Source organism: Neisseria viridiae (assembly GCF_962747995.1).
GTDB lineage: Bacteria > Pseudomonadota > Gammaproteobacteria > Burkholderiales > Neisseriaceae > Neisseria > Neisseria viridiae.
This window is the reverse complement of record NZ_CAUJAJ010000001.1, coordinates 224,304-250,569: the sequence shown is the minus strand read 5'-3', so window position 1 is coordinate 250,569 and position 26,266 is coordinate 224,304. Positions and strand designations below refer to the sequence as shown.

At 50.9% G+C, this 26,266-nt stretch carries 19 protein-coding genes and 1 pseudogene; 6 read left to right on the top strand and 14 right to left on the bottom strand.

Annotated features, from left to right (window positions below):
* Positions 1 to 34: 34 nt before the first annotated feature.
* Positions 35 to 1,009, top strand: a complete 975-nt coding sequence (locus tag Q9J79_RS01350) for a class 1 fructose-bisphosphatase (RefSeq protein ID WP_301911378.1) — start codon at positions 35 to 37, stop codon at positions 1,007 to 1,009.
* A gap of 158 nt (positions 1,010 to 1,167) precedes the next feature.
* Here the strand turns inward: Q9J79_RS01350 and Q9J79_RS01345 are convergent, their stop codons facing one another.
* On the bottom strand, positions 1,168 to 1,386 hold the full coding sequence (locus tag Q9J79_RS01345; protein WP_003754814.1) for an HP1242/YdcH family protein: 219 nt from the start codon (positions 1,384 to 1,386) through the stop codon (positions 1,168 to 1,170).
* Positions 1,387 to 1,596: 210 nt separating this feature from the next.
* On the opposite strand from Q9J79_RS01345, the gene glyA reads away from it, so the two are divergent.
* Positions 1,597 to 2,847: a serine hydroxymethyltransferase gene (gene glyA, locus Q9J79_RS01340; RefSeq protein ID WP_301911337.1), complete on the top strand. Its 1,251-nt coding sequence runs from the start codon at positions 1,597 to 1,599 to the stop codon at positions 2,845 to 2,847.
* Positions 2,848 to 3,116: 269 nt separating this feature from the next.
* On the opposite strand, the gene trpD is transcribed toward glyA, so the two are convergent.
* Both trpD and Q9J79_RS01330 read right to left on the bottom strand, forming a co-directional pair.
* Complete coding sequence (gene trpD, locus Q9J79_RS01335) at positions 3,117 to 4,145, bottom strand: anthranilate phosphoribosyltransferase (protein ID WP_301911338.1); 1,029 nt, start codon at positions 4,143 to 4,145, stop codon at positions 3,117 to 3,119.
* A 64-nt stretch (positions 4,146 to 4,209) separates the two neighbouring features.
* Positions 4,210 to 4,800, bottom strand: coding sequence for an aminodeoxychorismate/anthranilate synthase component II (locus Q9J79_RS01330; protein ID WP_014582419.1), 591 nt, complete (start codon positions 4,798 to 4,800; stop codon positions 4,210 to 4,212).
* A 418-nt stretch (positions 4,801 to 5,218) separates the two neighbouring features.
* On the opposite strand from Q9J79_RS01330, the gene znuD reads away from it, so the two are divergent.
* Positions 5,219 to 7,495 (top strand): TonB-dependent zinc receptor ZnuD, encoded by a 2,277-nt coding sequence (gene znuD, locus Q9J79_RS01325; RefSeq protein WP_301911339.1) that lies wholly within the window; start codon positions 5,219 to 5,221, stop codon positions 7,493 to 7,495.
* A 538-nt stretch (positions 7,496 to 8,033) separates the two neighbouring features.
* On the opposite strand, the gene Q9J79_RS01320 is transcribed toward znuD, so the two are convergent.
* Complete coding sequence (locus tag Q9J79_RS01320) at positions 8,034 to 8,813, bottom strand: phosphatidylserine decarboxylase (protein ID WP_301911340.1); 780 nt, start codon at positions 8,811 to 8,813, stop codon at positions 8,034 to 8,036.
* Between the two features lie 154 nt (positions 8,814 to 8,967).
* On the opposite strand from Q9J79_RS01320, the gene uvrA reads away from it, so the two are divergent.
* The 3 genes from uvrA (at position 8,968) to Q9J79_RS01305 (ending at position 14,983) form a co-directional block, all read left to right on the top strand.
* Entirely contained in the window at positions 8,968 to 11,817 is a 2,850-nt protein-coding gene (uvrA, locus tag Q9J79_RS01315) for an excinuclease ABC subunit UvrA (RefSeq protein WP_301911341.1), read from the top strand.
* A gap of 20 nt (positions 11,818 to 11,837) precedes the next feature.
* Entirely contained in the window at positions 11,838 to 14,249 is a 2,412-nt protein-coding gene (locus tag Q9J79_RS01310; protein ID WP_301911342.1) for a hypothetical protein, read from the top strand.
* Positions 14,250 to 14,644: 395 nt separating this feature from the next.
* Positions 14,645 to 14,983, top strand: coding sequence for an REP-associated tyrosine transposase (locus tag Q9J79_RS01305; protein ID WP_301911343.1), 339 nt, complete (start codon positions 14,645 to 14,647; stop codon positions 14,981 to 14,983).
* On the opposite strand, the pseudogene Q9J79_RS01300 reads toward Q9J79_RS01305, so the two are convergent.
* From Q9J79_RS01300 to Q9J79_RS01255, 10 genes and pseudogenes are all read right to left on the bottom strand, one after another.
* Positions 14,976 to 15,113: pseudogene (locus Q9J79_RS01300) on the bottom strand (IS630 family transposase); the annotation flags it as partial. The gene Q9J79_RS01305 and the pseudogene Q9J79_RS01300 sit on opposite strands and share 8 nt — an antisense overlap.
* A 171-nt stretch (positions 15,114 to 15,284) precedes the next feature.
* On the bottom strand, positions 15,285 to 16,175 hold the full coding sequence (gene sucD / locus Q9J79_RS01295; protein WP_003755541.1) for a succinate--CoA ligase subunit alpha: 891 nt from the start codon (positions 16,173 to 16,175) through the stop codon (positions 15,285 to 15,287).
* A gap of 10 nt (positions 16,176 to 16,185) precedes the next feature.
* The gene (gene sucC, locus Q9J79_RS01290) at positions 16,186 to 17,352 is read right to left on the bottom strand and encodes an ADP-forming succinate--CoA ligase subunit beta (protein WP_002213744.1); all 1,167 of its coding nucleotides are present in this window, start codon (positions 17,350 to 17,352) and stop codon (positions 16,186 to 16,188) included.
* Positions 17,353 to 17,423: 71 nt separating this feature from the next.
* The gene (locus tag Q9J79_RS01285; RefSeq protein ID WP_002213751.1) at positions 17,424 to 17,711 is read right to left on the bottom strand and encodes a hypothetical protein; all 288 of its coding nucleotides are present in this window, start codon (positions 17,709 to 17,711) and stop codon (positions 17,424 to 17,426) included.
* Between the two features lie 124 nt (positions 17,712 to 17,835).
* Complete coding sequence (lpdA, locus tag Q9J79_RS01280) at positions 17,836 to 19,269, bottom strand: dihydrolipoyl dehydrogenase (protein WP_301911345.1); 1,434 nt, start codon at positions 19,267 to 19,269, stop codon at positions 17,836 to 17,838.
* 259 nt (positions 19,270 to 19,528) lie between these two features.
* Complete coding sequence (odhB, locus tag Q9J79_RS01275) at positions 19,529 to 20,710, bottom strand: 2-oxoglutarate dehydrogenase complex dihydrolipoyllysine-residue succinyltransferase (protein WP_002217383.1); 1,182 nt, start codon at positions 20,708 to 20,710, stop codon at positions 19,529 to 19,531.
* Positions 20,711 to 20,809: 99 nt separating this feature from the next.
* Positions 20,810 to 23,638, bottom strand: coding sequence for a 2-oxoglutarate dehydrogenase E1 component (locus Q9J79_RS01270; RefSeq protein WP_301911346.1), 2,829 nt, complete (start codon positions 23,636 to 23,638; stop codon positions 20,810 to 20,812).
* A gap of 204 nt (positions 23,639 to 23,842) precedes the next feature.
* Positions 23,843 to 25,126: a citrate synthase gene (gltA, locus tag Q9J79_RS01265; protein WP_301911347.1), complete on the bottom strand. Its 1,284-nt coding sequence runs from the start codon at positions 25,124 to 25,126 to the stop codon at positions 23,843 to 23,845.
* Between the two features lie 111 nt (positions 25,127 to 25,237).
* Complete coding sequence (locus Q9J79_RS01260; RefSeq protein WP_003678830.1) at positions 25,238 to 25,486, bottom strand: FAD assembly factor SdhE; 249 nt, start codon at positions 25,484 to 25,486, stop codon at positions 25,238 to 25,240.
* Positions 25,487 to 25,489: 3 nt separating this feature from the next.
* On the bottom strand, positions 25,490 to 26,197 hold the full coding sequence (locus tag Q9J79_RS01255; RefSeq protein ID WP_301911348.1) for a succinate dehydrogenase iron-sulfur subunit: 708 nt from the start codon (positions 26,195 to 26,197) through the stop codon (positions 25,490 to 25,492).
* Between the last annotated feature and the right edge of the window lie 69 nt (positions 26,198 to 26,266).

Here is a 26,266-nt window from a genome sequence, read left to right as displayed (position 1 = left end):
CAGACGGCACAAACCTTTCCGAAACGAGCAAACTATGGACACACTGACCCGATTCCTCCCCGAACATCTGCAACAAAACCAACTGTCCGAATCACTCGGCGGCGTTTTACTGTCCGTCGTTTCCGCCTGCACCGAAATCAACGCCAAAGTCCGCCTCGGCGCACTGGCCGGCGTATTGGGTATGGCGGGCACGGGCAATATTCAGGGCGAAGACCAGAAAAAATTAGACGTTATCGCCAACAACATTATGATTGATACACTCAAAGCCAACCCTGACGTTGCCGGTTTGGCAAGCGAGGAAGAAGACACTTTCGTGAGTGCCGGTGAAAACGGACGCTATCTCGTCCTATTCGACCCTTTAGACGGATCGTCCAATATTGATGTCAACATTTCCGTCGGTACGATTTTCTCCATTCTCGCCAAACCCGAAGGCGCATTGGCAACCGAATCATTCCTTCAAACGGGCAGACAGCAGCTTGCCGCCGGTTACGTTCTTTACGGGCCTCAAACCCAGCTCGTATTCACACTTGGGCACGGCGTGTATATGTTCACGCTCAATGCCGAAAACGAATTTGTGCTGACCAAAGAAAACCCGAAAGTACCCGAAAGCACCAAAGAATTCGCCATCAATATGTCCAACCGCCGCCACTGGCTGCCCCCCGTCCAACAATACATCGACGAACTCTTGGCAGGCGAAACCGGCACGCGCGGCAAAAACTACAATATGCGCTGGGTAGCCAGTATGGTTGCCGAAATCCACCGCATCCTGATGCGCGGCGGCGTGTTCATGTATCCGCAAGACAAACGCGACCCCGCCAAACCCGGCAAACTGCGCCTGATGTACGAAGCCAACCCTATGAGCCTGATACTCGAACAGGCGGACGCATCGGCAAGCAACGCATATCAGACCATGCTCGACATACAGCCCGAAAGCCTGCACCAGCGCGTCGCCGTCATTATGGGCAGCCGCGAAGAAGTGGATTACCTCAACCGCCTGCATTCAAAATAAACAGGCTGCCTGACCGATAAAGAAGGGCGGCAGCGCGCATCCGACGCTGCCGCCGATATTTCGTACACAGCCTTAAAAAGATAGAAAACCGCCTTTCTGAACGGAAAAAATGCCGTCTGAAAACATTTCAGACGGCATTTCAAAAACTCAAACCCGAATTATTTGCCCGCTGCTTTTTGCAGAATGGCGTACAACTCGTCTTTCAGTTTCAATTTGGCTTTTTTCAGCTCATCGATGTTTTCCGCACCGCTGGTAACCGGATTGTTGACCAGACCGGTAATTTTATCGTCCAGCTCGTTGTGTTCGTCGAACAGACGGGCGAAGTGGGAATCTTCCTGTTTCAATTTGGAAATCAAATCACGGTATTCTGGGAACATATCGCTTTCCTCTCTTCATTAATGGGTTAAAAAGCAAACTGAATCTTTACATTAATTATAACAAAGATAATATTTTTATCCAGTATTTTATCGGATACGGCAAAATTTTCTTTTAACACCGCCGTCCGGTTGATAAAAACGTTGACAATATCACGCTTTACGCATAAATTTTCAGCCCTTATACCCTGATTACACAAAGGAGCCGAGAACATGTTTTCAAAAAGCGTTACCCTCGCACAATACGACCCCGATTTGGCAGCAGCCATTGCCCAAGAAGACCAACGCCAGCAAGACCACGTCGAGCTGATTGCCTCTGAAAACTACGTCAGCTGCGCCGTGATGGAGGCACAAGGTTCGCAATTGACCAACAAATACGCCGAAGGCTATCCTGGCAAACGCTACTACGGCGGCTGCGAATACGTCGATATTGTCGAACAATTAGCGATTGACCGTGTAAAAGAACTGTTTGGTGCCGCCTATGCCAACGTCCAACCGCACTCCGGTTCCCAAGCCAACCAAGCTGTGTACGCTTCTGTTTTGAAACCGGGCGACACCATTTTGGGTATGTCTCTGGCACACGGCGGCCACTTGACCCACGGCGCGAGCGTTAATATTTCCGGCAAACTCTACAACGCCATTACTTATGGTTTGGATGAAAACGAAGTGCTCGATTATGCCGAAGTCGAACGCTTGGCTCTTGAACACAAACCCAAAATGATTGTGGCCGGTGCATCTGCCTACGCGTTGCAAATCGACTGGGCAAAATTCCGCGAAATCGCCGATAAAGTCGGCGCATACCTCTTTGTCGACATGGCGCACTATGCCGGCCTGATTGCCGGCGGCGAATATCCTAACCCCGTGCCATTCTGCGACTTCGTGACCACCACCACCCACAAAACCCTGCGCGGTCCGCGCGGCGGCGTGATTTTGTGTCGTGACAATACCCACGAAAAAGCACTGAACTCTTCCATCTTCCCAAGCCTGCAAGGCGGTCCGTTGATGCACGTTATCGCCGCCAAAGCCGTTGCGTTCAAAGAAGCCCTGCAACCCGAATTCAAACAATACGCAAAACAAGTGAAAATCAATGCTGCCGCCATGGCGGAAGAATTGGTTAAACGCGGTTTGCGCATCGTTTCCGGCCGTACCGAAAGCCACGTTTTCCTCGTTGACCTGCAACCGATGAAAATCACCGGCAAAGCCGCCGAAGCCGCTTTGGGCAAAGCTCACATCACTGTCAACAAAAACGCCATCCCGAATGATCCGGAAAAACCGTTCGTTACCTCCGGCATCCGCATCGGCTCCGCCGCGATGACCACGCGCGGATTCAACGAAGCCGACGCGCGCGTATTGGCGAACTTGGTTGCCGACGTATTGGCCAACCCTGAAGACGAAGCGAATCTGGAAAACGTCCGCAAACAGATTACCGCCCTCTGCGACAAATACCCCGTTTACGGCGCGTAAGCCTTTTTAAAAACCGATGCCGTCTGAAACTTTTCAGACGGCATTTACTTAAAATCCAAGCTATTAAAAGGAAGTGTCCGACAGTTTGGACGATTTCGTTTTTGTTTTTACCGTGTCCAAATGTCTTGCCTATGGCTTCGGAGGCATAGGGTGCAGCGGCATTGACTGCACTTTGTAACCCGCTGGCTCGGTAACGTTAAATAAAGGCCATCTGAAACGGGTTCACGGTTTTCAGACGGCATTTGTTGCTTTATATTCATTCTGCCTGCTTAGGCAAATTGCCGTGTAAAACCGACAAACTCCTCTTTTTTCGATTTGGCCCTGCCTGAATCGATGGCTTCCCGTGCGGCAGATATGCCGTCTGAAAGCGAAGCCGCGACATTTCCGGCATACAGGGCAGCGGCGGCGTTGAGCAATACGATATCGCGCGCCGCCCCTTCTCTTCCTTCCAGCACCTCGTTCATTTTTAACAAAGATTCCTGAGTATTGGCAACTTTGATTTCATCCAAATTGCGGCGGGTTTCGATACCGAAATCTTCTGGGCGGATGTCGTATTCGCTGATTTTTCTGTCTTTGAGTTCGGCAACGCGCGTTTTGCCGGTTAATGTAATTTCATCCAAACCGCCCTCCCCGCAAACGACCAAAACGTGTTTGGAGCCGAGCTGTTGCAATACTCTGGAAAGAATGCCGCACAAATCGGTATGGAACACGCCCAAAAGTTGGTTCGGGGCGCCCGCAGGATTGGTCAACGGGCCCAATATATTGAAAATACTTCGGAAACCGAGCGAACGTCGTACCGGGGCAACATAGCGCATGGCACTGTGGTGATTGGGTGCAAACATAAACCCTATACCGGTCTGGCTGATACTTTGGGCAATCTGTTCGGGAGTCAGGTTGAGGTTTGCGCCCATTTGCTCCATCACGTCAGCCGCACCGCTGGAGGAAGAGACCGACCGCCCGCCGTGTTTGGCAACCTTCGCGCCTGCCGCTGCGGCAACAAACATCGAAGTCGTCGAAATATTGAAGGTTTTGGCACCATCCCCGCCCGTACCGACGATATCGACCAGCCCATCCGCATCCTCCAGCGGCACTTTTGCCGCAAACTCGCGCATCACGGCGGCGGCGGCGGTAATTTCGGAAACGGTTTCAACCTTGATACGCAATCCGGTCAAAATCGCCGCAATTTGTTCGGGCGGCACTTTTCCGCTCATAATCTGACGCATCAAGTCGGTCATTTCATCGTAAAACAACTCGTTATTGCCGATTAATCGTTCGATGGCCTGTTGCGGTGTAATCATTTTTTTGTCCTCCGTTCAATATTCGGACGAAAATGCCGTCTGAAGGGCTTCAGACGGCATCACGTCAGATTTTTTGCGGTTTAAAGTTTTGAAATTCGATTAAAAAATTGTTCAACATATCATGTCCGTGTTCGGTCAAGAGGGCTTCAGGGTGGAATTGTACCCCCTCGACGGCATATTCCTTATGGCGCACGCCCATAATCTCGCCGTCTTCCGTCCATGCCGTGATTTCCAAACATTCGGGCAGCGTGCCGCGTTCGATAACGAGGCTGTGATAACGCGTACAGGTAACCGGATTGGGCAAACCCTTAAACATCCCCTTGCCCGAATGGGACACGGGCGACACCTTGCCGTGCATCAGCGTTTTGGCGCGGACTATCCTGCCGCCGAACGCCTCGCCTATCGTCTGATGCCCGAGGCACACGCCCATAATCGGCAGCCGGCCGGCGAAATGGCGCATCGCCGCCACGGAAATCCCCGCTTCTTTGGGCGAACACGGACCGGGGCCGATAACGAGATATTGCGGATTCAAGGCTTCGATTTCCTCCAACGTAATATCATCGTTGCGGCGCACGGCAACTTCCTGCCCCAATTCAGCGAAATACTGGACGATGTTGTAAGTAAAACTGTCGTAATTGTCGATAAACAAAAGCATTTTGTGATTAACCTATTGATTTATAATTTATTTATTATTAACTGCATTTCCGATACCCCCATCCATACCCCTTATATCTTAGCGTGCCCGATGCACCCTCGTGAACCTGGCGCAGAGCCTCACGTTCTGACAAGTACGCCATTTTGCCACCTTTTCGACCGTTCGGGAACGTGCCGTTTTTATGCACTCATAAATTTTGGTTATCCCGCAGCCTAACATAATGGGCAAACATAGCGGAATCTGCGTCAACATCAACCGCGCCCCCGAATGACGGCGGATACAAATGGACACCGCTCGATGCCGCGACCGTGTCGTTTGAAAAACTTTTGCCTATGCCCCGGATTTTCTCAAAATCTTATGATATAAAAAATGTAATGTTATATAATAACAAACTTTTGAAATGCGACGAGAAACCAAAATGGCACAAATTACACTAAAACCCATTGTTTTATCAATTCTTTTAATCAGCACGCCCCCCCCCGCCCTAGCACATGAAACCGAGCAATCGGTGGATTTGAAAACGGTCAGCGTCGTCGGCAAAAGCCGTCCGCGCGCCACATCCGGGCTGTTGCACACTTCGACCGCTTCCGACAAAATCCTCTCCGGCGATACCTTGCGCCAAAAAGCCGTCAACTTGGGCGATGCTTTGGACGGCGTGCCGGGCATTCACGCCTCGCAATACGGCGGCGGCTCGTCCGCTCCCGTTATTCGCGGTCAAACAGGCAGGCGGATTAAAGTGTTGAACCATCACGGCGAAACGGGCGATATGGCGGATTTTTCGCCCGATCACGCCATTATGGTAGATACCGCCTTGTCACAACAAGTTGAAATCCTGCGCGGGCCGGTTACGCTCTTGTACAGCTCGGGCAATGTGGCGGGGCTGGTCGATGTTGCCGATGGCAAAATCCCCGAAAAAATGCCTGAAAACGGCGTATCGGGCGAACTCGGATTGCGTTTGAGCAGCGGCAATTTGGAAAAACTCACGTCCGGCGGCATCAATATCGGCTTGGGCAAAAACTTTGTATTGCATACCGAAGGCTTGTACCGCAAATCGGGCGATTACGCCGTACCGCGTTACCGCAATCTGAAACGACTGCCCGACAGCCATGCCGATTCCAAAACAGGCAGCATCGGGCTGTCTTGGGTAGGCGAAAAAGGCTTTATCGGCGTAGCGTACAGCGACCGTCGCGACCAATACGGTCTGCCTGCCCACAGCCACGAATACGATGATTGCCACGCCGACATCATCTGGCAAAAGAGCTTGATTAACAAACGCTATTTGCAGCTTTATCCGCACCTGTTGACCGAAGAAGACATCGATTACGACAATCCAGGCTTGAGCTGCGGCTTCCACGACGACGATAATGCACACGCACACACCCACAACGGCAGACCGTGGATAGACCTGCGCAACAAACGCTACGAACTCCGTGCCGAATGGAAGCAGCCGCTCCCCGGTTTTGAAGCCCTGCGCGTACACCTGAACCGCAACGACTACCACCACGACGAAAAAGCAGGCGATGCGGTCGAAAACTTCTTCAACAACAAAACGCAAAACGCCCGTATCGAGTTGCGCCACCAACCCATCGGCCGTCTGAAAGGCAGCTGGGGCGTGCAATATTTGGGACAAAAATCCAGCGCGCTTTCCGCCATTCCCGAAACCGTCCAACAGCCGATGTTGATTGACAACAATGTGCGCCATTACAGCTTTTTCGGTGTAGAACAGGCAAACTGGGATAACTTCACGCTTGAAGGCGGCGTACGCGTGGAAAAACAAAAAGCCTCCATCCAGTACGACAAAGCATTGATTGATCGGGAAAACTACTACAACCAGCCCCTGCCCGACCTCGGCGCGCACCGCCAAACCGCACGATCGTTCGCACTTTCGGGCAACTGGTATTTCACGCCACAACACAAACTCAGCCTGACCGCCTCCCATCAGGAACGCCTGCCGTCAACGCAAGAGCTGTACGCACACGGCAAACACGTTGCCACCAACACTTTTGAAGTCGGCAACAAACACCTCAATAAAGAGCGTTCCAACAACATCGAACTTGCGCTGGGCTACGAAGGCGACCGCTGGCAATACAATCTGGCACTCTACCGCAACCGCTTCGGCAACTACATTTACGCCCAAACCTTAAACGACGGACGCGGCCCCAAATCCATCGAAGACGACAGCGAAATGAAGCTCGTGCGCTACAACCAATCCGGTGCCGACTTCTACGGCGCGGAAGGCGAAATCTACTTCAAACCGACACCGCGCTACCGCATCGGCGTTTCCGGCGACTATGTACGAGGCCGTCTGAAAAACCTGCCGTCCCTACCCGGCAGGGAAGATGCCTACGGCAAGCGTCCTTTCATCGCGCAGGACGACCAAAACGCCCCTCGCGTTCCGGCTGCGCGCCTCGGCTTCCACCTGAAAGCCTCGCTGACCGACCGCATCGATGCCAATTTGGACTACTACCGCGTGTTCGCCCAAAACAAACTTGCACGCTACGAAACGCGCACGCCCGGACACCATATGCTCAACCTCGGCGCAAACTACCGCCGCAATACGCGCTATGGCGAGTGGAATTGGTACGTCAAAGCCGACAATCTGCTCAACCAATCTGTTTACGCCCATAGCAGCTTCCTCTCTGATACGCCGCAAATGGGCCGCAGCTTTACCGGCGGCGTGAACGTGAAGTTTTAAAATCGGACAGGCAAACAAAAAAGGTTTTCAGACGGCATTCTGAAAACCTTTTTTCTTTTTAATCAATTTGTTAGGAAATATGGCAAAGACAAAGAACAAACCACTGTGCCATCATTCCCATTTTCTTTGTTTCATCATTCTTGCTTTCACGCCGTCATTCTCGCAAAAGCAGAAAAATCAAAAGCAAAAACCCAAGATCCCGTCATTCCCGCGCAGGCGGGAATCCAATTCGTTCGGTTTCAGCCGTTTTCGATAAATCGCCTTAGCATTTTGGTTCTAGATTCCCACTTTCGTGGGAATGACGGCGTAAAGGTTTCTGTTTTTTAAGTTTTAGGTAACTAATGAGTCGTCATTCCCGCGCAGGCGGGAATCCAGTCCGTCCGGTTTCAGTCGTTTCCGATAAATCGTTGTAACGTTAAGTTTCTAGATTCCCACTTTCGTGGGAATGACGGTGTGAACATTAGCAAAAATTCAAAAAACCAAACTTCCTCATTCGTGTGGATGATGGTACTGATATTTTCTATTTCAGTTCGCAAAATTAATCTTTCAACACATCTTGCACAGCCGCCTGAATCTTAGCCGCCGCCGCTTCGATTTGCCGTTGTTCGGCAGATGGGTTTGCCGCTGTTTCAACCGGAGCAGCTTGTAAAGCAGGCTCGGCTTGAGAATCAGTCAGCGGCAAACGCGCCAATACAGTGCTGACGCCGGTGACTTTATCGCCAATCGCCACTTGCGCCTGCGCATCGACAGGCAGATACATATCCACGCGCGAACCAAAGCGGATAAAGCCATAGCGTTCGCCGCGGGACAGTTTCGCACCTGCTTGGGTGTAGCACAAAATACGGCGCGCCACCAAACCGGCCACTTGAACAAAAGTAATTTCACGACCAGAAGCCGTAGTCGCCAAAACCGCATTACGTTCATTTTCCGTGCTGGCCTTATCCAAATCCGCATTCACGAATTTACCTTTGTTATAGACCACTTTCGTTACCGTACAATCGGCAGGCGATTTTTGCGAATGCACGTTGAACACGTTCATAAAAATACTGATTTTCAAAGCATCGACATCACGATACGGATCGCGTGCACGTTCAACCACCACGATACGGCCGTCAACAGGGCTCAACACCGCTTCAGGGTTTTGCGGAATCTCACGCGCAGGGTCGCGGAAAAACTGCAAAGCAAATACGGTAAACACCCAAAACGGCAAAGACCACCAGCCGCAACACATCGACACCAGCAGGCTCAAAGCCAAACCGCCGCCAATAATCGGCCAGCCCTCACGGGCGATAATCGGGTGGGGGTAAAGACGGTTCATTTGTCATCCTTTTGTTCAAGCGGGTTAAAATTGCCGCCATTATAGCGGAATCCGCCGCATTCCGCTGGCAAATGCCGTCTGAACGCGGCTTCAGACGGCATCCGAGAAAGTGCTACAATATCGGTTTTCCTTTATTTTTCAGGCGGCATCCATTATGTGCAACCATCATCCCCAACATTCGCACGACAACGACACCATCCGCATCCGCGGCGCGCGCACGCATAATTTGAAAAACATCGATTTGGACATTCCGCGCCACAAGCTCGTGGTGGTAACAGGATTGTCGGGCAGCGGCAAGTCGTCGCTGGCGTTTGACACGCTGTATGCCGAAGGGCAGCGGCGTTATGTCGAGAGCCTTTCCGCCTATGCGCGGCAGTTTTTGCAGATGATGGACAAACCCGACGTCGATTTGATCGAGGGTCTGTCGCCCGCGATTTCCATCGAGCAGAAATCCACCAGCCACAATCCGCGTTCCACCGTCGGCACGGTTACGGAAATCCACGATTACCTGCGCCTTTTGTACGCACGCGTCGGCACGCCGTATTGCCCCGAACATAATCTGCCGTTGTCGAGCCAGACCGTATCGCAGATGGTCGATGCCGTCTTGAAACTGCCGGAAGACACGCGCGTGATGATTCTGGCACCGGCGGTGCGCGAGCGTAAGGGCGAGTTTGTCGATTTCTTTGCCGACTTGCAGGCGCAGGGCTTTGCGCGGGTGCGCGTGGACGGCGAGGTCTATCAGCTGGACGAAGTGCCGAAGCTGGAAAAAAACATCAAACACAATATCGACGTGGTCATCGACCGCGTGAAAGTGAAGGCGGACGTCAAACAACGACTGGCAGAAAGCTTTGAAACTGCATTACGCCACGGCAACGAGCGCGCACTGGCGATGGAGATGGACAGCGGCGAAGAACATTGGTTTTCCGCGCGTTTCGCCTGCCCCGTATGTTCGTACAGCCTGCCCGAATTAGAGCCGCGTCTCTTTTCGTTCAACAACCCGATGGGCTCCTGCCCGACTTGCGACGGCTTGGGCAACACCAATTTCTTCGACCCCGAAAAAGTGGTCGCCCATCCCGAATTATCCTTAGCCGCAGGCGCGATTGACGGCTGGGATAAGCGCAACCAATTCTATTTCCAAATGATTCAGTCGCTGGCGCGGCATTACGGTTTCGATGTGCAGGCTGCTTGGGAAACGCTACCTGAAAAAGTGAAAAAAGTCGTGTTGCACGGCTCGGGAAAAGAAGTCATTGATTTCACGTACCTGTCCGAACGCGGCACCACCTTCAACCGCAGCCACGCCTTCGAGGGCATCATCCCCAATCTCGAACGCCGCTACCGCGAAACCGACAGCGAAACCGTGCGCGAAAAACTGCGCGAATACCAAAACCACCGCGCCTGCCCGAGCTGCGGCGGCGCACGTTTGCGCAAAGAAGCGCGCTACGTTTACGTCGGCGGCGAACCCTTGCACGAAGTTTCCGCCTGGCCGCTCACCAAAACCCACCAATTCTTTGAAACGCTGGATTTGGACGGCAACAAAAAACAAATCGCCGAAAAAATCCTCAAAGAAATTACCGAGCGGCTCGGCTTCCTGATTAACGTCGGGCTGGATTACCTGAATTTAAGCCGCTCCGCCGAAACCCTCTCCGGCGGCGAAGCCCAACGCATCCGCCTCGCCAGCCAAATCGGCAGCGGCCTGACCGGCGTGATGTACGTTTTGGACGAACCCTCCATCGGCCTGCACCAACGCGACAACGACCGCCTGCTCGCCACCCTCAAACGCCTGCGCGATTTGGGCAACAGCGTGATTGTGGTCGAACATGACGAAGATGCCATCCGCGAAGCCGATTTCGTCGTCGATATGGGCCCCGGCGCAGGCGAACACGGCGGCAACGTACTGATTGCCGATACGCCCGAAAACGTCGCCAAATGCGAAAATTCCGTTACCGGACAATACCTCAGCGGCAAAAAATCCATTGCCGTGCCGTCTGAACGCACGCCCGTCAATCCCGAGCGAATGCTTGTCCTCAAGGGCGCGCGCGGCAACAACCTTAAAAACGTTACCCTCGAACTGCCGCTCGGTTTGATTACCTGCATCACCGGCGTATCCGGCAGCGGCAAATCCACCCTGATTAACGACACCCTCGCCAAAATTACCGCCCGCGAACTCAACCGCGCCCAAGAAGAACCCGCCCCATACGACGACATCCACGGCCTCGAACACCTCGACAAAGTCATCAACGTCGACCAATCCCCCATCGGCCGCACCCCGCGCTCCAACCCCGCCACCTACACCGGCCTGTTCACCCCCATCCGCGAACTCTTCGCCGGCGTACCCCTCTCGCGCGAACGCGGCTACAACGTCGGCAGATTCTCCTTCAACGTCAAAGGCGGCCGCTGCGAAGCCTGCCAAGGCGACGGCGTGATTAAAGTCGAAATGCACTTCCTCCCCGACGTGTACGTCCCCTGCGAAGTCTGCCACGGCAAACGCTACAACCGCGAAACCCTCGAAATCCAATACAAAGGCAAAAACATCAGCCAAGTTCTCGACATGACCGTCGAAGAAGCCCGCGAATTTTTCGACGCCGTCCCCACCGTATCGCGCAAACTGCAAACCCTCATGGACGTAGGCCTCGGCTACATCCGCCTCGGCCAATCCGCCACCACCCTCTCCGGCGGCGAAGCCCAGCGCGTCAAACTCGCCTTGGAACTCTCCAAACGCGACACCGGCAGAACGCTCTACATCCTCGACGAACCCACCACCGGCCTGCACTTCGCCGACATCGCCCTGCTGCTGGAAGTGATAGGCCGTCTGAAAGGCAAAGGCAACTCGATCGTGATTATCGAGCATAATCTGGATGTGATTAAAACTGCGGATTGGATTGTGGACTTGGGGCCGGAAGGGGGTGATGGGGGGGGCAGGATTATTGCGGAAGGCAGTCCCGAGCAGGTGGCGAAGGTTAAGGGGAGTTATACTGGAAAATACCTGAAACCCATGTTGAAATAGTCAAATTTTGGAGAACGGAAATGACTTTGTATCAGAGTCTGCAAAACGCAAAAAGTGAAGAAGATGTCAAAGATGCCTACATTGCCGCGCTGAAGCTCAAAAAAGTAACCAAAGGTCTGATTGACATTCAAACTGAAGAAATATGGTTTGAAGCCAAACATAAGCCCACCGATGTGTACACAATGTTTACACAACTGTTATATTACGTCTGCCATGCCTACAATAAAGGTAATCATCTAGAATCCCTATTTTTGCCTCCTTTGCTTTGCGTCATCGACAACGAAAAAGCCGCACTGATGTCCACTGAAAGCATCACACCGATTTTCAAAGACAAAAAAATCGCATGGGGTAAATCCGCTAGCCAAGTCAGCCGCGAACTCATCGCCCAAGTCTCGCCGTATATCAACGACCACTTTATCGTTTACCACATTGCTGAGAGTGAAGCCGAATTTATCCAAGCCGTCAAAGACAGCATCAAAAACGGCGGCATTGTCCGAACACAAATCACTCCCGACAATTTGAAAAAAGTTTTCGACAGTTGGGTAGAAATGGTCGGAAGGGAATTGAAAGACCTATCCAACCCAGCCGATTATGCCCTTCTGTTTTACGCCGACATCATGCACGATGGCAAGAAAGCCGTTATTGGCAGGGAATTGGATACCAGACTGATCATTATCGATGAAAAGCCTGCCTTTTATTTGCGTGGAGAACTGTTGGAGCTTGCCAGCATCAAAGGCTACCGCGAGTTTTGGAATATTTACCACCGTCCGCCCGCCGAAGAACACCGCAACTATCTGATGGAACGGCGCGACCAGCTTATCCCATTGGACGAGCGACAATTCAAAGGCGCGTATTACACACCACTCAAAGTAGTTGAAAAAGCATATGAATTATTAAGCGATACACTGGGTAAAAACTGGCAGAAAAACTACATCGTATGGGATATGTGCTGCGGCGTAGGCAACCTCGAAACCAAACACGGCAACCGGCGCAACGTGTTCATGTCCACACTCGACCAAGCCGACATTAACGTCATGCAGACAAGTGGACAGTTTCCCGCCGCTACCCGCTTCCAATACGACTATCTCAACGACGATATTGCCGAAGATGGCAGCATTGATTACAGCCTGACAGACAAAATTCCGTCTGAACTGCGCGAAATCATCCAAACGGCAAAAGCTGACAAGAAGAAAAAGATTCTGGTACTGATTAATCCGCCTTATGGTGAAGCGGCAAGTGCGGATACAGTAAGCGGATCGTCAAAAAATAAAACCGGTATTTCTCAAAACAAAATTGCTAAAACCTTACCTGATCTGGGCTACGCCACACGCGAACTGTTCGTACAGTTTTTATTGCGTATCCAATGTGAACTGCCGAATGCCGTCATCGCCATATTCAGCACATTGAAATATATTTCTGCACCGAATTTTGAGCCGTTCCGCGAAATTTGGCAGCCGAAATTCCTAAACGGGTTTGTAGTCCATAGCAAAAGTTTTGACGGACTGAAAGGCGATTTCCCCATCGGTTTTTTGATTTGGGACTTGTCCAAAAAAGGTAAGGAAACCGTTTTCAAGCTACCTGCATTTGATAAAAAATGCGAAGCCTTCGGCGAAAAAAAATTTTATATTGAAACAGAACAGCCGTCTTTAAACGAATGGATAGAACGCGCCAAACCTAATGATATGGACGCATTGCCGCTGAAAAATGCTTTGTCCCCGCCCGAAAAAAACACAGGCGATATTCGTGGCAGAAAATGGGCGGATAATGCAATCGGCGGCATGATGTGCAAGGGTAATGATTTTCAAAATGCAGGAAAATCAACTGCCTTGTTTTCATCCGGTTATTGCAGCGCAGGTGGTTTTTTAGTAACAAAGGACAATTTGAAAAAAGCTGCTGTTGTATTTACCGCCCGCCGTATCATCAAACCCACATGGCTCAACGACCGTGACCAATTCTTGCAGCCGTCTGAAAAACTGCCCGAAAGTTTCTACACCGATTGTTTGCTGTATATGCTCTTTTCCAACAGTAACCTCACCGCCGGCACAGCAAAAGACACACTGGAATGGAACGGTAAGAAATGGCAGCTGACCAACCATTTTATCCCCTATACCGAAGAACAGGTAGGTGCAAAAAACAAATTCTACTCCCACTTTATGTCCGACTATTTGGAAAACAAAAAACTTTCCAAAGAAGCTAAAGCCGTTTACAACGAAGGGCTGAAACTGTGGGAAGCATTTTACACCGCAGATATTGAGCGCAAAATCCGCGATGAATATCTACTGGACAATGCCGATGCAGGTTGGTATCAGATCCGAAACGCATTGAAAAAAGCTTCTCCTCAAACAGATTTCTCTAAATTCGAAGAAGCATATACCAAGCTTGCCAACAAACTCGAACCGCTGGTTTACAAATATGGTTTTTTGAAAGAATAGCAAGCCGTAGCCTGCACACCCAATCCACGCGCGTGCGTGGCTACGCCACACACCCTACCTGTGAATCACGCGGAACTTCAAAACCAACGCGTAGGGTGTGTGCGGTACGCACACACGCGGTTGCTTGATTGACAGTTTTCCGTTTCAACTTTTAACTTTGTTGAAGCTAGTGCTTTCAGACACCCTCCAATGTCGTTTGAAAACGTCAGCTCCAACAAAGTCAAAACCTTAAACAATAAACTATTCCTTCTCCAACTCTCAAACCACAAACAGAAATCCTATGGCGCGTTATCGCAGAAACTCCATTGCCGGCGGCACGTTCTTTTTCACCGTCAAACCCGCCGACCCAAAATCACGCCTGCTTGTCGAACATATCGGCTTCGCGTGCGGCTTATATGGATGTGCCAAAACAATATCCCTTTGAAACCGTCGCCGTATGCGTGCTGCCGAACCATATCCACGCCATTTGGACGCTGCCGCCCGATGATGCGGATTATTCCCTACTCCGGCGGCTGATTAAAACCAAATTCTCCGCATATTCCCCTCATACTAAAAACTTATCCGCCGATAAACAGCGGCGGCACGAACGCGGTATTTGGCAACGGCGTTTTTACGAACACACCGTGCGCGACGAAACGGATTTGCAGCGTTGCGCGGACTACATCCATTCCAATCCTATCAAACAAAAAATGTCGCGTGCTAAAACAGAATCCTGCAAAAATATAATCAATTAAAATCAAAATAGGACAGTAGTGCATCGTCAAATCGGGCGTAATCAGACAAAACGGTTTGCAGATACCGCTTAATATTCGCCCACACTTTCTCAATCGGGTTGAGCTCAGGTGAATAAGGTGCAAGAGGCAATTTACGGGTTTACCCCTGTTTGACCGATAAATATTCTGACTGCCTCAAAGGGGAAAAAATAATGTGGGTATGTTGAGGCTGCCTCTTTTTGAAATGACAAACAAAATGCCGTCTGAAACCCGATTTCCGGTTTCAGACGGCATTTGATGTTCAATCAGTTGTCAAACCTGATTATGCCAAACCTTTTGCTTTCAACACTTCCAGCATGGTGCTGCCCAATTCGGCAGGGCTGCGGGTGTAGGCGATGCCGGCTTTTTCGAAAGCGGCAAATTTTTCTTCGGCAGTACCTTTACCACCAGAGATAATCGCACCGGCGTGGCCCATGCGTTTGCCTTTAGGAGCGGTCACACCTGCGATGTAGCCGACAACGGGTTTGGTTACGTTGGATTGGATGTATTCGGCTGCTTCTTCTTCCGCAGTACCGCCGATTTCACCGATCATGATGATGGCGTCGGTATCCGGGTCTTCTTGGAAGAGTTTCAGCGCGTCGATTTGGTTCATACCAGGAATCGGGTCGCCGCCGATACCGATACAGGTTGATTGACCCAAGCCCAGTTTGGTGGTTTGTGCCACGGCTTCGTAAGTCAATGTACCGGAACGGGAAATAATACCGATGCGGCCAGGTTGGTGGATATGGCCCGGCATAATGCCGATTTTGCACTCACCCGGAGTAATCACGCCCGGGCAGTTAGGGCCGACCAAGCGGGTACCGTTGCCGTTGGTTTCCAAGTAACGTTTGGCTTTGAGCATGTCCAAAGTAGGCACGCCTTCGGTAATCACAACGACCAAGCCTACGCCTGAATCAACGGCTTCAACGATAGAATCCAAAACAAACGGAGCTGGAACGTAAATTACAGATGCATCAGCGCCGGTTTCTTTAACGGCTTCTTTCATGGTGTTGAATACAGGCAGGTTCAGGTGGGTTTGACCGCCTTTGCCCGGGGTAACGCCGCCGACAACTTTAGTGCCGTAAGCCAGAGCTTGTTCGGAGTGGAAAGTACCGTTTTTACCGGTGAAACCTTGAACCAATACTTTGGTGTCTTTATTAATCAATACGCTCATTCTTTTCTCCTTAGGCGTTTACGGCTGCAACAATTTTTTCGGCTGCGTCATTCAGGCCGTCGGCGGAAGTCAGTTTCAGACCTGATTCGTTCAGGATTTTCGCGCCGAGTTCGGCGTTGTTACCTTCCAAACGAACAACGACAGGAACGTCGACGTTGATTTCTTTAACGGCTGCCACGATGGCTTCCGCAATCATGTCGCAACGTACGATACCGCCGAAGATGTTGATCAATACGCCTTTAACGGATTTGTCTTCCAAAATCAGTTTGAACGCTTCAACCACGCGGTCTTTGGTTGCGCCGCCGCCAACGTCCAAGAAGTTGGCAGGTTGACCGCCTTTGAGTTTGATGATGTCCATGGTGGCCATCGCCAAACCGGCACCGTTAACCATACAGCCGATGTTGCCTTCCAGGGCAACATAGTTCAGGTCGAATTCAGAAGCTTTCAGTTCACGTTCGTTTTCTTGAGATTTGTCGCGCAATTCAGCGATTTTTGGCAGGCGGTAGAGCGCGTTGCTGTCGATGCCGATTTTGCCGTCCACGCAAGCCAGTGCGCCGTTTTCGCGAACTGCCAGCGGGTTGACTTCAAACAGGGCGAAGTCGTTTTCGACAAACGCTTTGTACGCGCCGGTCATCAGTTTGACGAACTCGTTGATTTGTTTGTCTTTCAAGCCCAGTTGGAAGGCAACTTCGCGAGCTTGGCAAGGTTGCAGGCCGACCAGCGGATCAACGGTTACTTTGAAGATTTTTTCTGGAGTTTCGGCAGCAACTTTTTCGATTTCTACGCCACCTTCGGTAGAAGCCATGAATGTAACGCGGCGGGTAGAACGGTCAACCACTGCGCCCAAGTACAGCTCGGTTTGAACCGGATACATATCTTCACAAACCAAAACGCTGTTGACAGGTTGGCCGTTGGCATCGGTTTGGTAAGTTACCAAGTTGGTGCCAATCAGGCTTTCAGCCACTTCTTTAGCTTCTTCGCGGCTTTTAACGACTTTTACGCCGCCCGCTTTACCGCGGCCGCCGGCGTGTACTTGTGCTTTGACAACAGCGAATTTGCCGCCCAATTTGTCGTAAGCTGCAGCGGCTTCTTCGCCGTTGTGTGCCAAAATACCGCCTTGTACGGGCAAACCGTAGCTAGCCAGCAGTTCTTTAGCCTGATACTCGTGTAAATTCATGGATTTCTCCTTAAGGTGAGTGGGTTTTAGGAATCGCCCTGCGGCCAATCCCATATTTTCAGACGGCCCTACTATTTACTGAAGGGCAGCCACATCCGCGCCAGCAGATACATGGCTGCACCGCCTCCTCCGAGAATAAAAAAGACGATGCCTTTTTTACGTGAATTCGGGCAGAGTAGATAAACGGCAAGGCTGAAACTGATAAACAACAATGCCACGCGCCAAACCAATTCTTTATCTTTGAAACGGTTGAGCGTATAAGTTTCGGTCATCATCACATACATTTGCCACAATGCGGCCATACACATGCTGATGATGCCCATCGGTATAAAGAAAATACCGACTATTTCTTTGTTCATAATGAATGTAAATGCTGTTTGTTTGCCTGATGGAATTATAAATCAGAAAACGAAGCTCTCGGAACATTCAATTTGTCGAAGGCCTTAAGACCGTCTGAAAAGTTTCAGACGGCCTTAATGTCTATCAACCGTGCAAAGCGCGTTTGTCGGCCGCCAATGCAGCTTCGTGAACCACTTCGGACAAGGTTGGGTGGGCATGGATAATGCGGGCGATGTCTTCGCTGCTGGCGAAGAATTCGAGCGCAGTCACGCCTTCGGTAACCAATTCGCTGACAACCGGGCCGATCATGTGTACGCCCAAGATACGGTCGGTTTTGGCATCTGCCAACACTTTAACCGTACCTTTGGCTTTGCCCATTGCCAATGCGCGACCGTTTGCACCGAAACCTGAAGTACCTTTTTTGTACTCCACGCCTTCGGCTTTGAGCTGCTCTTCGGTTTTACCCACCCAAGCGATTTCAGGGTCGGTGTAAATCACGAATGGTACGTTGTTGAAGTCGATATGCGGTTTTTGACCGGCAATGCGCTCAGCAACGGCAACGCCTTCGTCGCTGGCTTTGTGTGCCAACATCGGGCCGCGAACCACGTCGCCAATTGCCCATACGTTAGGCAGGTTGGTACGGCATTCGCCATCTACTTTGATAAAGCCGCGTTCGTCTTTTTCCAAACCTACAGCTTCGGCGTTCAGGCCTTTGGTGTTTGGAATACGGCCGATAGCAACGATGAGTTTGTCGAATACTTCGGTTTTGGCTTCACCGGCAGCTGTTTCGTAAGCAACGGAAACGCCTTTGCCTTCAGATTTGATGTCGCCGATTTTCACGCCCAATTCAATGCTCAAGCCTTGCTCTTTGGTAAAGTATTTGAAGGCTTCTTTGGCGATTTGTTGGTCGGCGGCAGCCAGGAAGGTCGGCGCAGCTTCAAGAATGGTAACTTCTGCACCTACGCGGTTCCATACGGAACCCATTTCCAGACCAATCACGCCGGAACCGATCACGCCGAGTTTGGCAGGCACTTCGGTCAGGTTCAATGCGCCTTCGTTGTCCAATACGTTTACGTTGTCGATAGCAACTTGTGGCAGCGGACGCGGTACGGAACCGGTGGCTACGATGACGTGTTTGGCTTCGATAACGGCTTTCTCGCCTTTGTTATCGACTTCGATTTGGTAAGCATCGCCATTTTTACCGGCAAAGGAAGCAGTACCGAACAGGCTGGTTACTTTGTTTTTTTGGAACAGGAATTTCACGCCGCCGGTCAGCTTGGTCACGATGGCATCTTTGCGCTCAATCATTTTGGCCGCATCGAATTTTACGTTGCCGACAGTGATACCGTGTTCGGCAAACTCGTGTTGCGCAGCGTGGAAATGTTCGCTGGATTGCAACAGGGCTTTGGAAGGGATACAGCCTACGTTTAAGCAAGTACCGCCCAATGCAGGGGCATTGCCTGCTTTGTTAACGCCTGCATCAACGCAAGCGGTTTTAAAACCCAGTTGCGCGGCACGGATGGCGGCAACGTATCCGCCCGGGCCTGCACCAATCACTACTACATCATATTGAGACATCGTGTCATCCTTTGCTTTTTGCAGTATCTCAAAATAAAAACGATACTTTTTGTTTCTTTTTTATTTTGAATGACTGCGTTTTGATGGTTTTAAGAAAAGACCGTCTGAAAGTCCATATCTGTCGATTCATTCGAATCAAATGTTTCAGACGGCCTCAATCGTTCGTTGAGCCTATTGTAGCACGATACTACATTACGCTACATCTAAATAAAAATTCAGACGGCCTTTTCATTAATAAATAAAAGGCCGTCTGAAACGATTACAGATCCAACAACAGGCGGGCCGGGTCTTCCAACGCGTCTTTAATAGCTACCAAGGTCAATACAGCTTCGCGGCCGTCAATGATACGGTGGTCGTAAGACAGAGCCAGATACATCATTGGACGGACAACAACTTGGCCGTTTTCAACCACAGCGCGCTCTTTAGTGGCGTGCATACCCAAAATCGCAGATTGAGGTGGGTTGATGATCGGGGTAGACATCATAGAACCGAAAGTACCGCCGTTGGTAATACTGAATGTACCGCCGGTCAGATCTTCGATAGCGATTTTGCCGTCTTTGGCTTTTTTCGCGTAATCAACAATTGCTTGTTCGATGTCGGCAATGCTCATTTGGTCGGCATCGCGCAGGATTGGCACAACCAAACCGCGTGGGCTGCCAATTGCGATACCGATGTCGAAGTAGCCGTGGTACACGATGTCTTTGCCGTCAACAGAAGCATTCACAACCGGATATTTTTTCAGGGCGGCAACCGCGGCTTTAACGAAGAAGGACATGAAGCCCAGTTTTACGCCGTGCTCTTTCTCGAATTTTTCTTTGTACTTCGCACGCAAGTCCATGATTGGTTTCATGTTGACTTCGTTGAATGTAGTCAGAATGGCGTTTTCTTGTTGAGAAGCCAAGAGGCGTTCTGCAACACGGGCACGCAGGCGGCTCATTGGTACGCGTTCTTCAGGACGTGCGCCGGCAGGAAGTGCAACGGCAGGAGCAGCGGCTGCGGCAGGTTTGGCCGCGGCATTTTGTACGTCTTCTTTCAAGACGCGACCGTCACGGCCGGAACCTTGCAATGCGTTCACGTCAACACCGGTCTCGGCAGCCAGTTTGGCAGCAGCAGGCATAGCGGCGTTGTTTTGTGCAGCAGCAGGAGCGGCGGCTGGGGCAGCTTCGGCAGGCGCGGCGGCAGGTGCTTCAGCGGCGGCAGTAGCAGCGGTATCGATGCGTGCCAAAACTTGGTCGGCAACAACGGTTTCACCGTCTTGAGCTACGATTTCAACCAATACGCCGGCTTGTGGAGAAGGTACTTCTAAAACCACTTTGTCAGTTTCGATATCGATCAGGATTTCGTCACGGGCAACGGCTTCGCCAACTTTCTTCTTCCATTCCAAGAGCGTGCCTTCAGATACGCTTTCAGACAGCATAGGTACTTTTACATCAATAATCATTTTGTGTCTCCAATGGCCCTTTCAGACGGCCTGTTGTGTGTTTTTAATTCTGCATATGGGCATTCCGCCTGAGCAAACTCAGACGGAATGCTACTTGGTTTACAATGCCAAAGCATCTTCAACCAATTGTTTCAATTGAGCAATGTGTTTGCTTGAGTAGCCCACGGCAGGTGATGCGCTGCTTGGACGACCAGCATAAGACAGTTTTTGCTCTTCGCTGATAACGTCTTCGATGCGGTGGCGGATTTGGTAGAACGCGCCTTGGTTTTTCGGCTCTTCTTGTGCCCAAACCACAGATTTTGCGTTCGGATATTTCGCCAGTTCAGCTTTAACCTCGTCGTATGGGAACGGATACAGCTGCTCAACGCGGACGATAGCAACATCATCTTCCAGTTTACGTTCGGCACGACCGGCTTCCAAGTCATAGTAAACCTGACCGGCACACAATACCACGCGTTTCACGCTGTCGTTGCTTGCGCGTTCTGCGGTATCGCCGATAACCGGACGGAAAGTCGAACCTTCGGTGAAGTTTTCCAGCGGGCTCATTGCACCTTTGAAGCGCAACAGGCGTTTGGACATGAAAATCACCAGCGGTTTGCGGTATGAACCCAAGACTTGGCGTTGCAAGAGGTGGAACATTTGCGACGCTTCAGACGGCATGATGACTTGCATATTGTTCTCAGAACACAGTTGCAACCAACGTTCTACGCGTGCAGAAGAGTGCTCAGGACCTTGACCGTCGTAGCCATGCGGCAGGATGGTGGTCAGACCGCACAAACGACCCCATTTGGTTTCGCCTGAAGACAGGAATTGGTCGATAGTTACTTGTGCGCCGTTGGCGAAGTCACCGAATTGCGCTTCCCAAATGGTCAGCTTGTCAGGAGCGGAGCAGGCAAAGCCGTACTCGAACGCCATCACAGCTTCTTCGTTCAAGATAGAGTCGATAACCAGGAACTCGCCCAAGCCTTCGCCCATGTTGCGCAGAGGAACATAAGTACCGTCGTCCCATTTTTCGCGTTTTTGATCGTGCAGAACGGCATGACGGTGTGAGAATGTACCGCGGCCGGAGTCCTCACCGGAGATACGCACACCATGACCTTTTGTCAGCAGGCTTGCGTATGCCAAGGTTTCGGCCATACCCCAGTCGATGGCTTGTTTGCCGGATGCCATGGCTTTACGCGCTTCAATCACACGTTTTGCAGTCGGATGCAGGGCAAAGCCTTCCGGTACAGCGGTAAATTTCTCGGTAAGACGCTCAATATCTGCGGCAGGCAAACCGGTTTCGATGTGTTCGCGCCAATCTTTACCTTGGTATTTGCTCCAGTCGATTTGCGTGCGTTGGAAGTTGCTCAACGTTGTTTGCTCGACGTGTTCGCCTTTGTCCAAAGCATCGCGGTAGGCTTGGATGTAACCGTCAGCCTCTGCTTGAGTTACCACGCCTTCGGCAATCAGTTGCTCGGTGTACAAAGCACGCGCACCCGGGTGTTGCGATACTTTTTTGTACATCATCGGTTGGGTCAAGGTTGGATCATCACCCTCGTTGTGGCCCCATTTACGGTAGCAGACAACGTCGATCACGATGTCTTTATGGAATTTTTTGCGGTAATCCAAAGCGGCTTGGATGGCAAAGCAAACGCGCTCAGGATCATCGCCATTCACATGGATAACCGGAGCGGAAACCATTTTCGCGATATCGGTACAGTGTACGGTTGAACGGGTATCGCGGATATCGGAAGTGGTAAAGCCGATTTGGTTGTTGATCACGATATGAACCGTACCGCCGGTGGTATAACCGCGCGTTTTAGACAGGTTGAATGTCGCTTGGTTGACTCCCAGACCGATAAATGCTGAGTCGCCGTGAATCAATACCGGCAAGACTTTGTCGCGGCCGTTTTCGCCCAAACGTTTTTGTTTGGCGCGCGCAGAACCTTCCACCACCGGATTGACGATTTCCAAGTGTGACGGGTTGAACGCCAAAGAAACGTGCATCGGGCCGTGAGGGGTGGCAATATCGGAGCTGAAGCCCATGTGGTATTTCACGTCGCCGCTGGGCAATTTGATTTCGGCACGGCCTTCAAATTCGGCAAACAGATCGGCCGGTTTTTTGCCCAAGATGTTAACCAAAACATTCAGACGGCCACGGTGCGCCATACCGATGATGACTTCTTCCACGCCGTCTTTACCGGCGTTTTGAATCAGGTAGTTCAAACCGGCAATCGCGCTTTCGCCGCCTTCGACACCAAAGCGTTTTTGACCGACATATTTGGTATGCAGATAACGCTCCAAAGTTTCGGCAGCGGTCATCTCTTTCAAGATACGGCGTTTTTGATCGGCATTGTAATGCGGTGTGGACAATACGCTTTCAAAATAGTTGCGTACCCAACGACGCTCTTCGGTATTGGGAATATAGATATATTCCAATGCGATGTGGCCGCAGTAGGTTTGTTTGAGGTTGCTGATGATTTGGGACAAGGGCAGCTTGCCGCGATTGGCAAAATCACCCTCGCCCATATTGAATTGAAGCGCCATATCGGCATCAGACAGACCGTGGAATTTCGGATCGAGGGCTTCAATGTCGCGCGGGGGGATACGTTTGAGCGGATCGAGCCGTGCCGCACCCACGCCTTGGATACGATAGGCGGAAATCAGCCGTAAAACGCTGACTTGCTTTTTCAGCATTGCCTCATCCGCACCGCCCGCAACGGCAGATGCAATTTTCTTTTTCGCCAAAGTAACAAATGATTCGCGAATCGGTGTGTGTGCGACATCGACAGCAACCGTCCCCGGCTGTTTGCTCAAATCGGTGAAATACTGCTTCCATTTTTCATCAACCGCATCGGGGTTTTCCAAAAAAGCCTCGTACAATTCCTCAATGTAGGGTGCGTTTGAACCGAACAGGTAAGAGAAATTGAGTTTTTCGTCCATCATGGCGTGCGCTCTTTTCTTTAAAATATAAACAAAGGGTAGAAATCCGCGTCCTGACGGCGGAACTGATGCCGTCTGAAAAGACATTTTATTCTACCCTATTTTAAACCGGATTGCTTGCATTGATTTCATCCGACTACAATCAGACGGATTCGGGAAACAATCCGGTTCTCTGATATTGCCTGTTTGACAATATATTAATGTATGTTACCTCTCGCCTGCCGGCACATAATCGCGGCGTTCCGAACCGGTATAAAGCTGGCGGGGACGGCCGATTTTCAGCGAAGGATCGCTAATCATCTCGTGCCAGTGCGAAATCCAGCCCACGCTGCGCGACAGGGCGAAGATGACGGTAAACATTTCGGTCGGGATGCCCAGCGCGGACAGGACGATGCCGGAATAGAAATCGACATTGGGATACAGTTTGCGTTCGATAAAGAACGGGTCTTTCAGCGCAATCTGTTCCAATTCCATCGCCAGTTTGAATTTCGGACTGTCTTCCAGACCCAATTCTTTCAAAACTTCATAACAGGTTTCGCGCATGATGCTGGCTCGCGGGTCCATATTGCGGTATACGCGGTGACCGAAGCCCATCAGACGGTATTTGCGTTGTTTCACACCTTCCATGTATGCGGCAACATTAGATACATCGCCGATTTCGTCCAGCATCTTCAACACAGCTTCGTTCGCACCGCCGTGCGAAGCACCCCACAGGCAGGCGATACCGGCAGCAATACAGGCAAACGGGTTCGCACCCGAAGACCCTGCCAGACGGACGGTTGAAGTTGAGGCGTTTTGCTCGTGGTCGGCATGCAAAATAAAGATGCGGTCGAGTGCGCGTGCCAAAACGGGATTGGGTTTGTAGTCTTCACACGGCGTGGCGAACATCATATGAAGGAAGTTTTCGGAATAAGAAAGATTATTCTTCGGATAATTGAACGGCAGACCGTTGGAATAGCGGTAACACATTGCCGCGATTGTCGGAATTTTGGAAATCAGACGGTAAATTGCGATTTTTCGGTGTTCGGGATTGGTAATATCCAAGCTGTCTTGGTAGAACGCAGACAGCGCGCCAACCACGCCGACCATCATCGCCATCGGATGCGCGTCGCGGCGGAAACCCCGGAAGAACCAAGTCAGCTGCTCATGCACCATCGTGTGGCGGCTGACGGTATTGTCAAATTCTGCCTTTTGCTCGGGAGTCGGCAGTTCGCCGTAAATCAACAGGTAGCAGACTTCCAAATAATCGGACTTTTCGGCCAGCTGCTCGATGGGGTATCCGCGATAATAAAGCAAGCCTTGATCGCCGTCGATATAAGTAATTTTAGACTCACAGCTTGCGGTTGAAACAAATCCGGGATCAAATGAAAACAAACCTGTATTTTTTGTCAGCCCCCGAATGTCAACCACATCATGCCCGATGCTGGCTTCCAATACCGGCAGATCCAAGCCTGCCTGACCCGGTACGTTGAGTTTGATTGATTTGGACATATTATCGCTCCTTTGCAAGTTGTAACCCACGTTGCTGCATCCGCAGCACGTTCTTTGCCTTCAGACGGCCTTTGCATTTTGAAATCTGCCCGCAGGCAGATTTCGGATGCCTCATGCCTGTCTGATTTTTTCAAGCATGGGAATCAGGTGCTTCTTGTCCGTCGCCGAATGTCCGTTAATCAAGGCAAGCAATTCTTGGTCTTGAAATTCGAGGATTTCGGAAAATTCGGACAATTCCTGATCACTCAGGTGCTCGAATTCTTTTTCCATAAACCTGCCGAAGATTAAATCTAATTCCAATAATCCCCGGCGGGTTTGAAAACGGATTTTCCGTTTGGCAATATCGTCAAAAACCATCATTTCTTAAACGGCTCGTTTCAACATAATCTCTTTAATCTTACCGATGGCTCGGGTCGGATTCAAGTGTTTGGGGCATACGTCCACACAGTTCATAATGGTGTGGCAGCGGAACAAACGGTACGGATCGTTCAAATTGTCCAAACGCTCATTAGTGATGGTATCTCGGCTGTCCGCAATGAAGCGGTAGGCGTTCAGCAAGCCGGACGGACCGACGAATTTGTCGGGATTCCACCAAAACGACGGGCAGGCGGTCGAACAGCAGGCACACAAAATACATTCGTACAAGCCGTCCAACTCTTTGCGCTCTTCCTGAGTTTGCAGACGCTCTTTGTCCGCATCAATCGGATTGTCGTTAACGACATACGGTTTGATGGAATGGTATTGTTTGAAGAACTGGGTCATATCCACAATCAGGTCGCGGATGACAGGCAGACCGGGCAACGGGCGGATCTTGACAGGCTGTTTCAGGCTGCGTAAATCGGTCAGACACGCCAAGCCGTTTTTGCCGTTGATGTTCATACCGTCCGAACCGCAAATACCTTCGCGGCAGGAACGGCGGAAAGACAGGGTATCGTCTTGCGCTTTCAGGCGCACCAGTGCGTCCAAAAGTTTCACGTCGGTCGATTCCAATTCCAACTCGTAACGCTGCATATAAGGCTTGGCATCAACATCCGGGTTGTAACGGTAAATTTCAAAACTCATTTTTTCCATGAGAAGTGTTCCTTTTCTCATCAACTGCCCAATGATTTTGTATTATGGATTCAAGCAGTTCAATGTGGG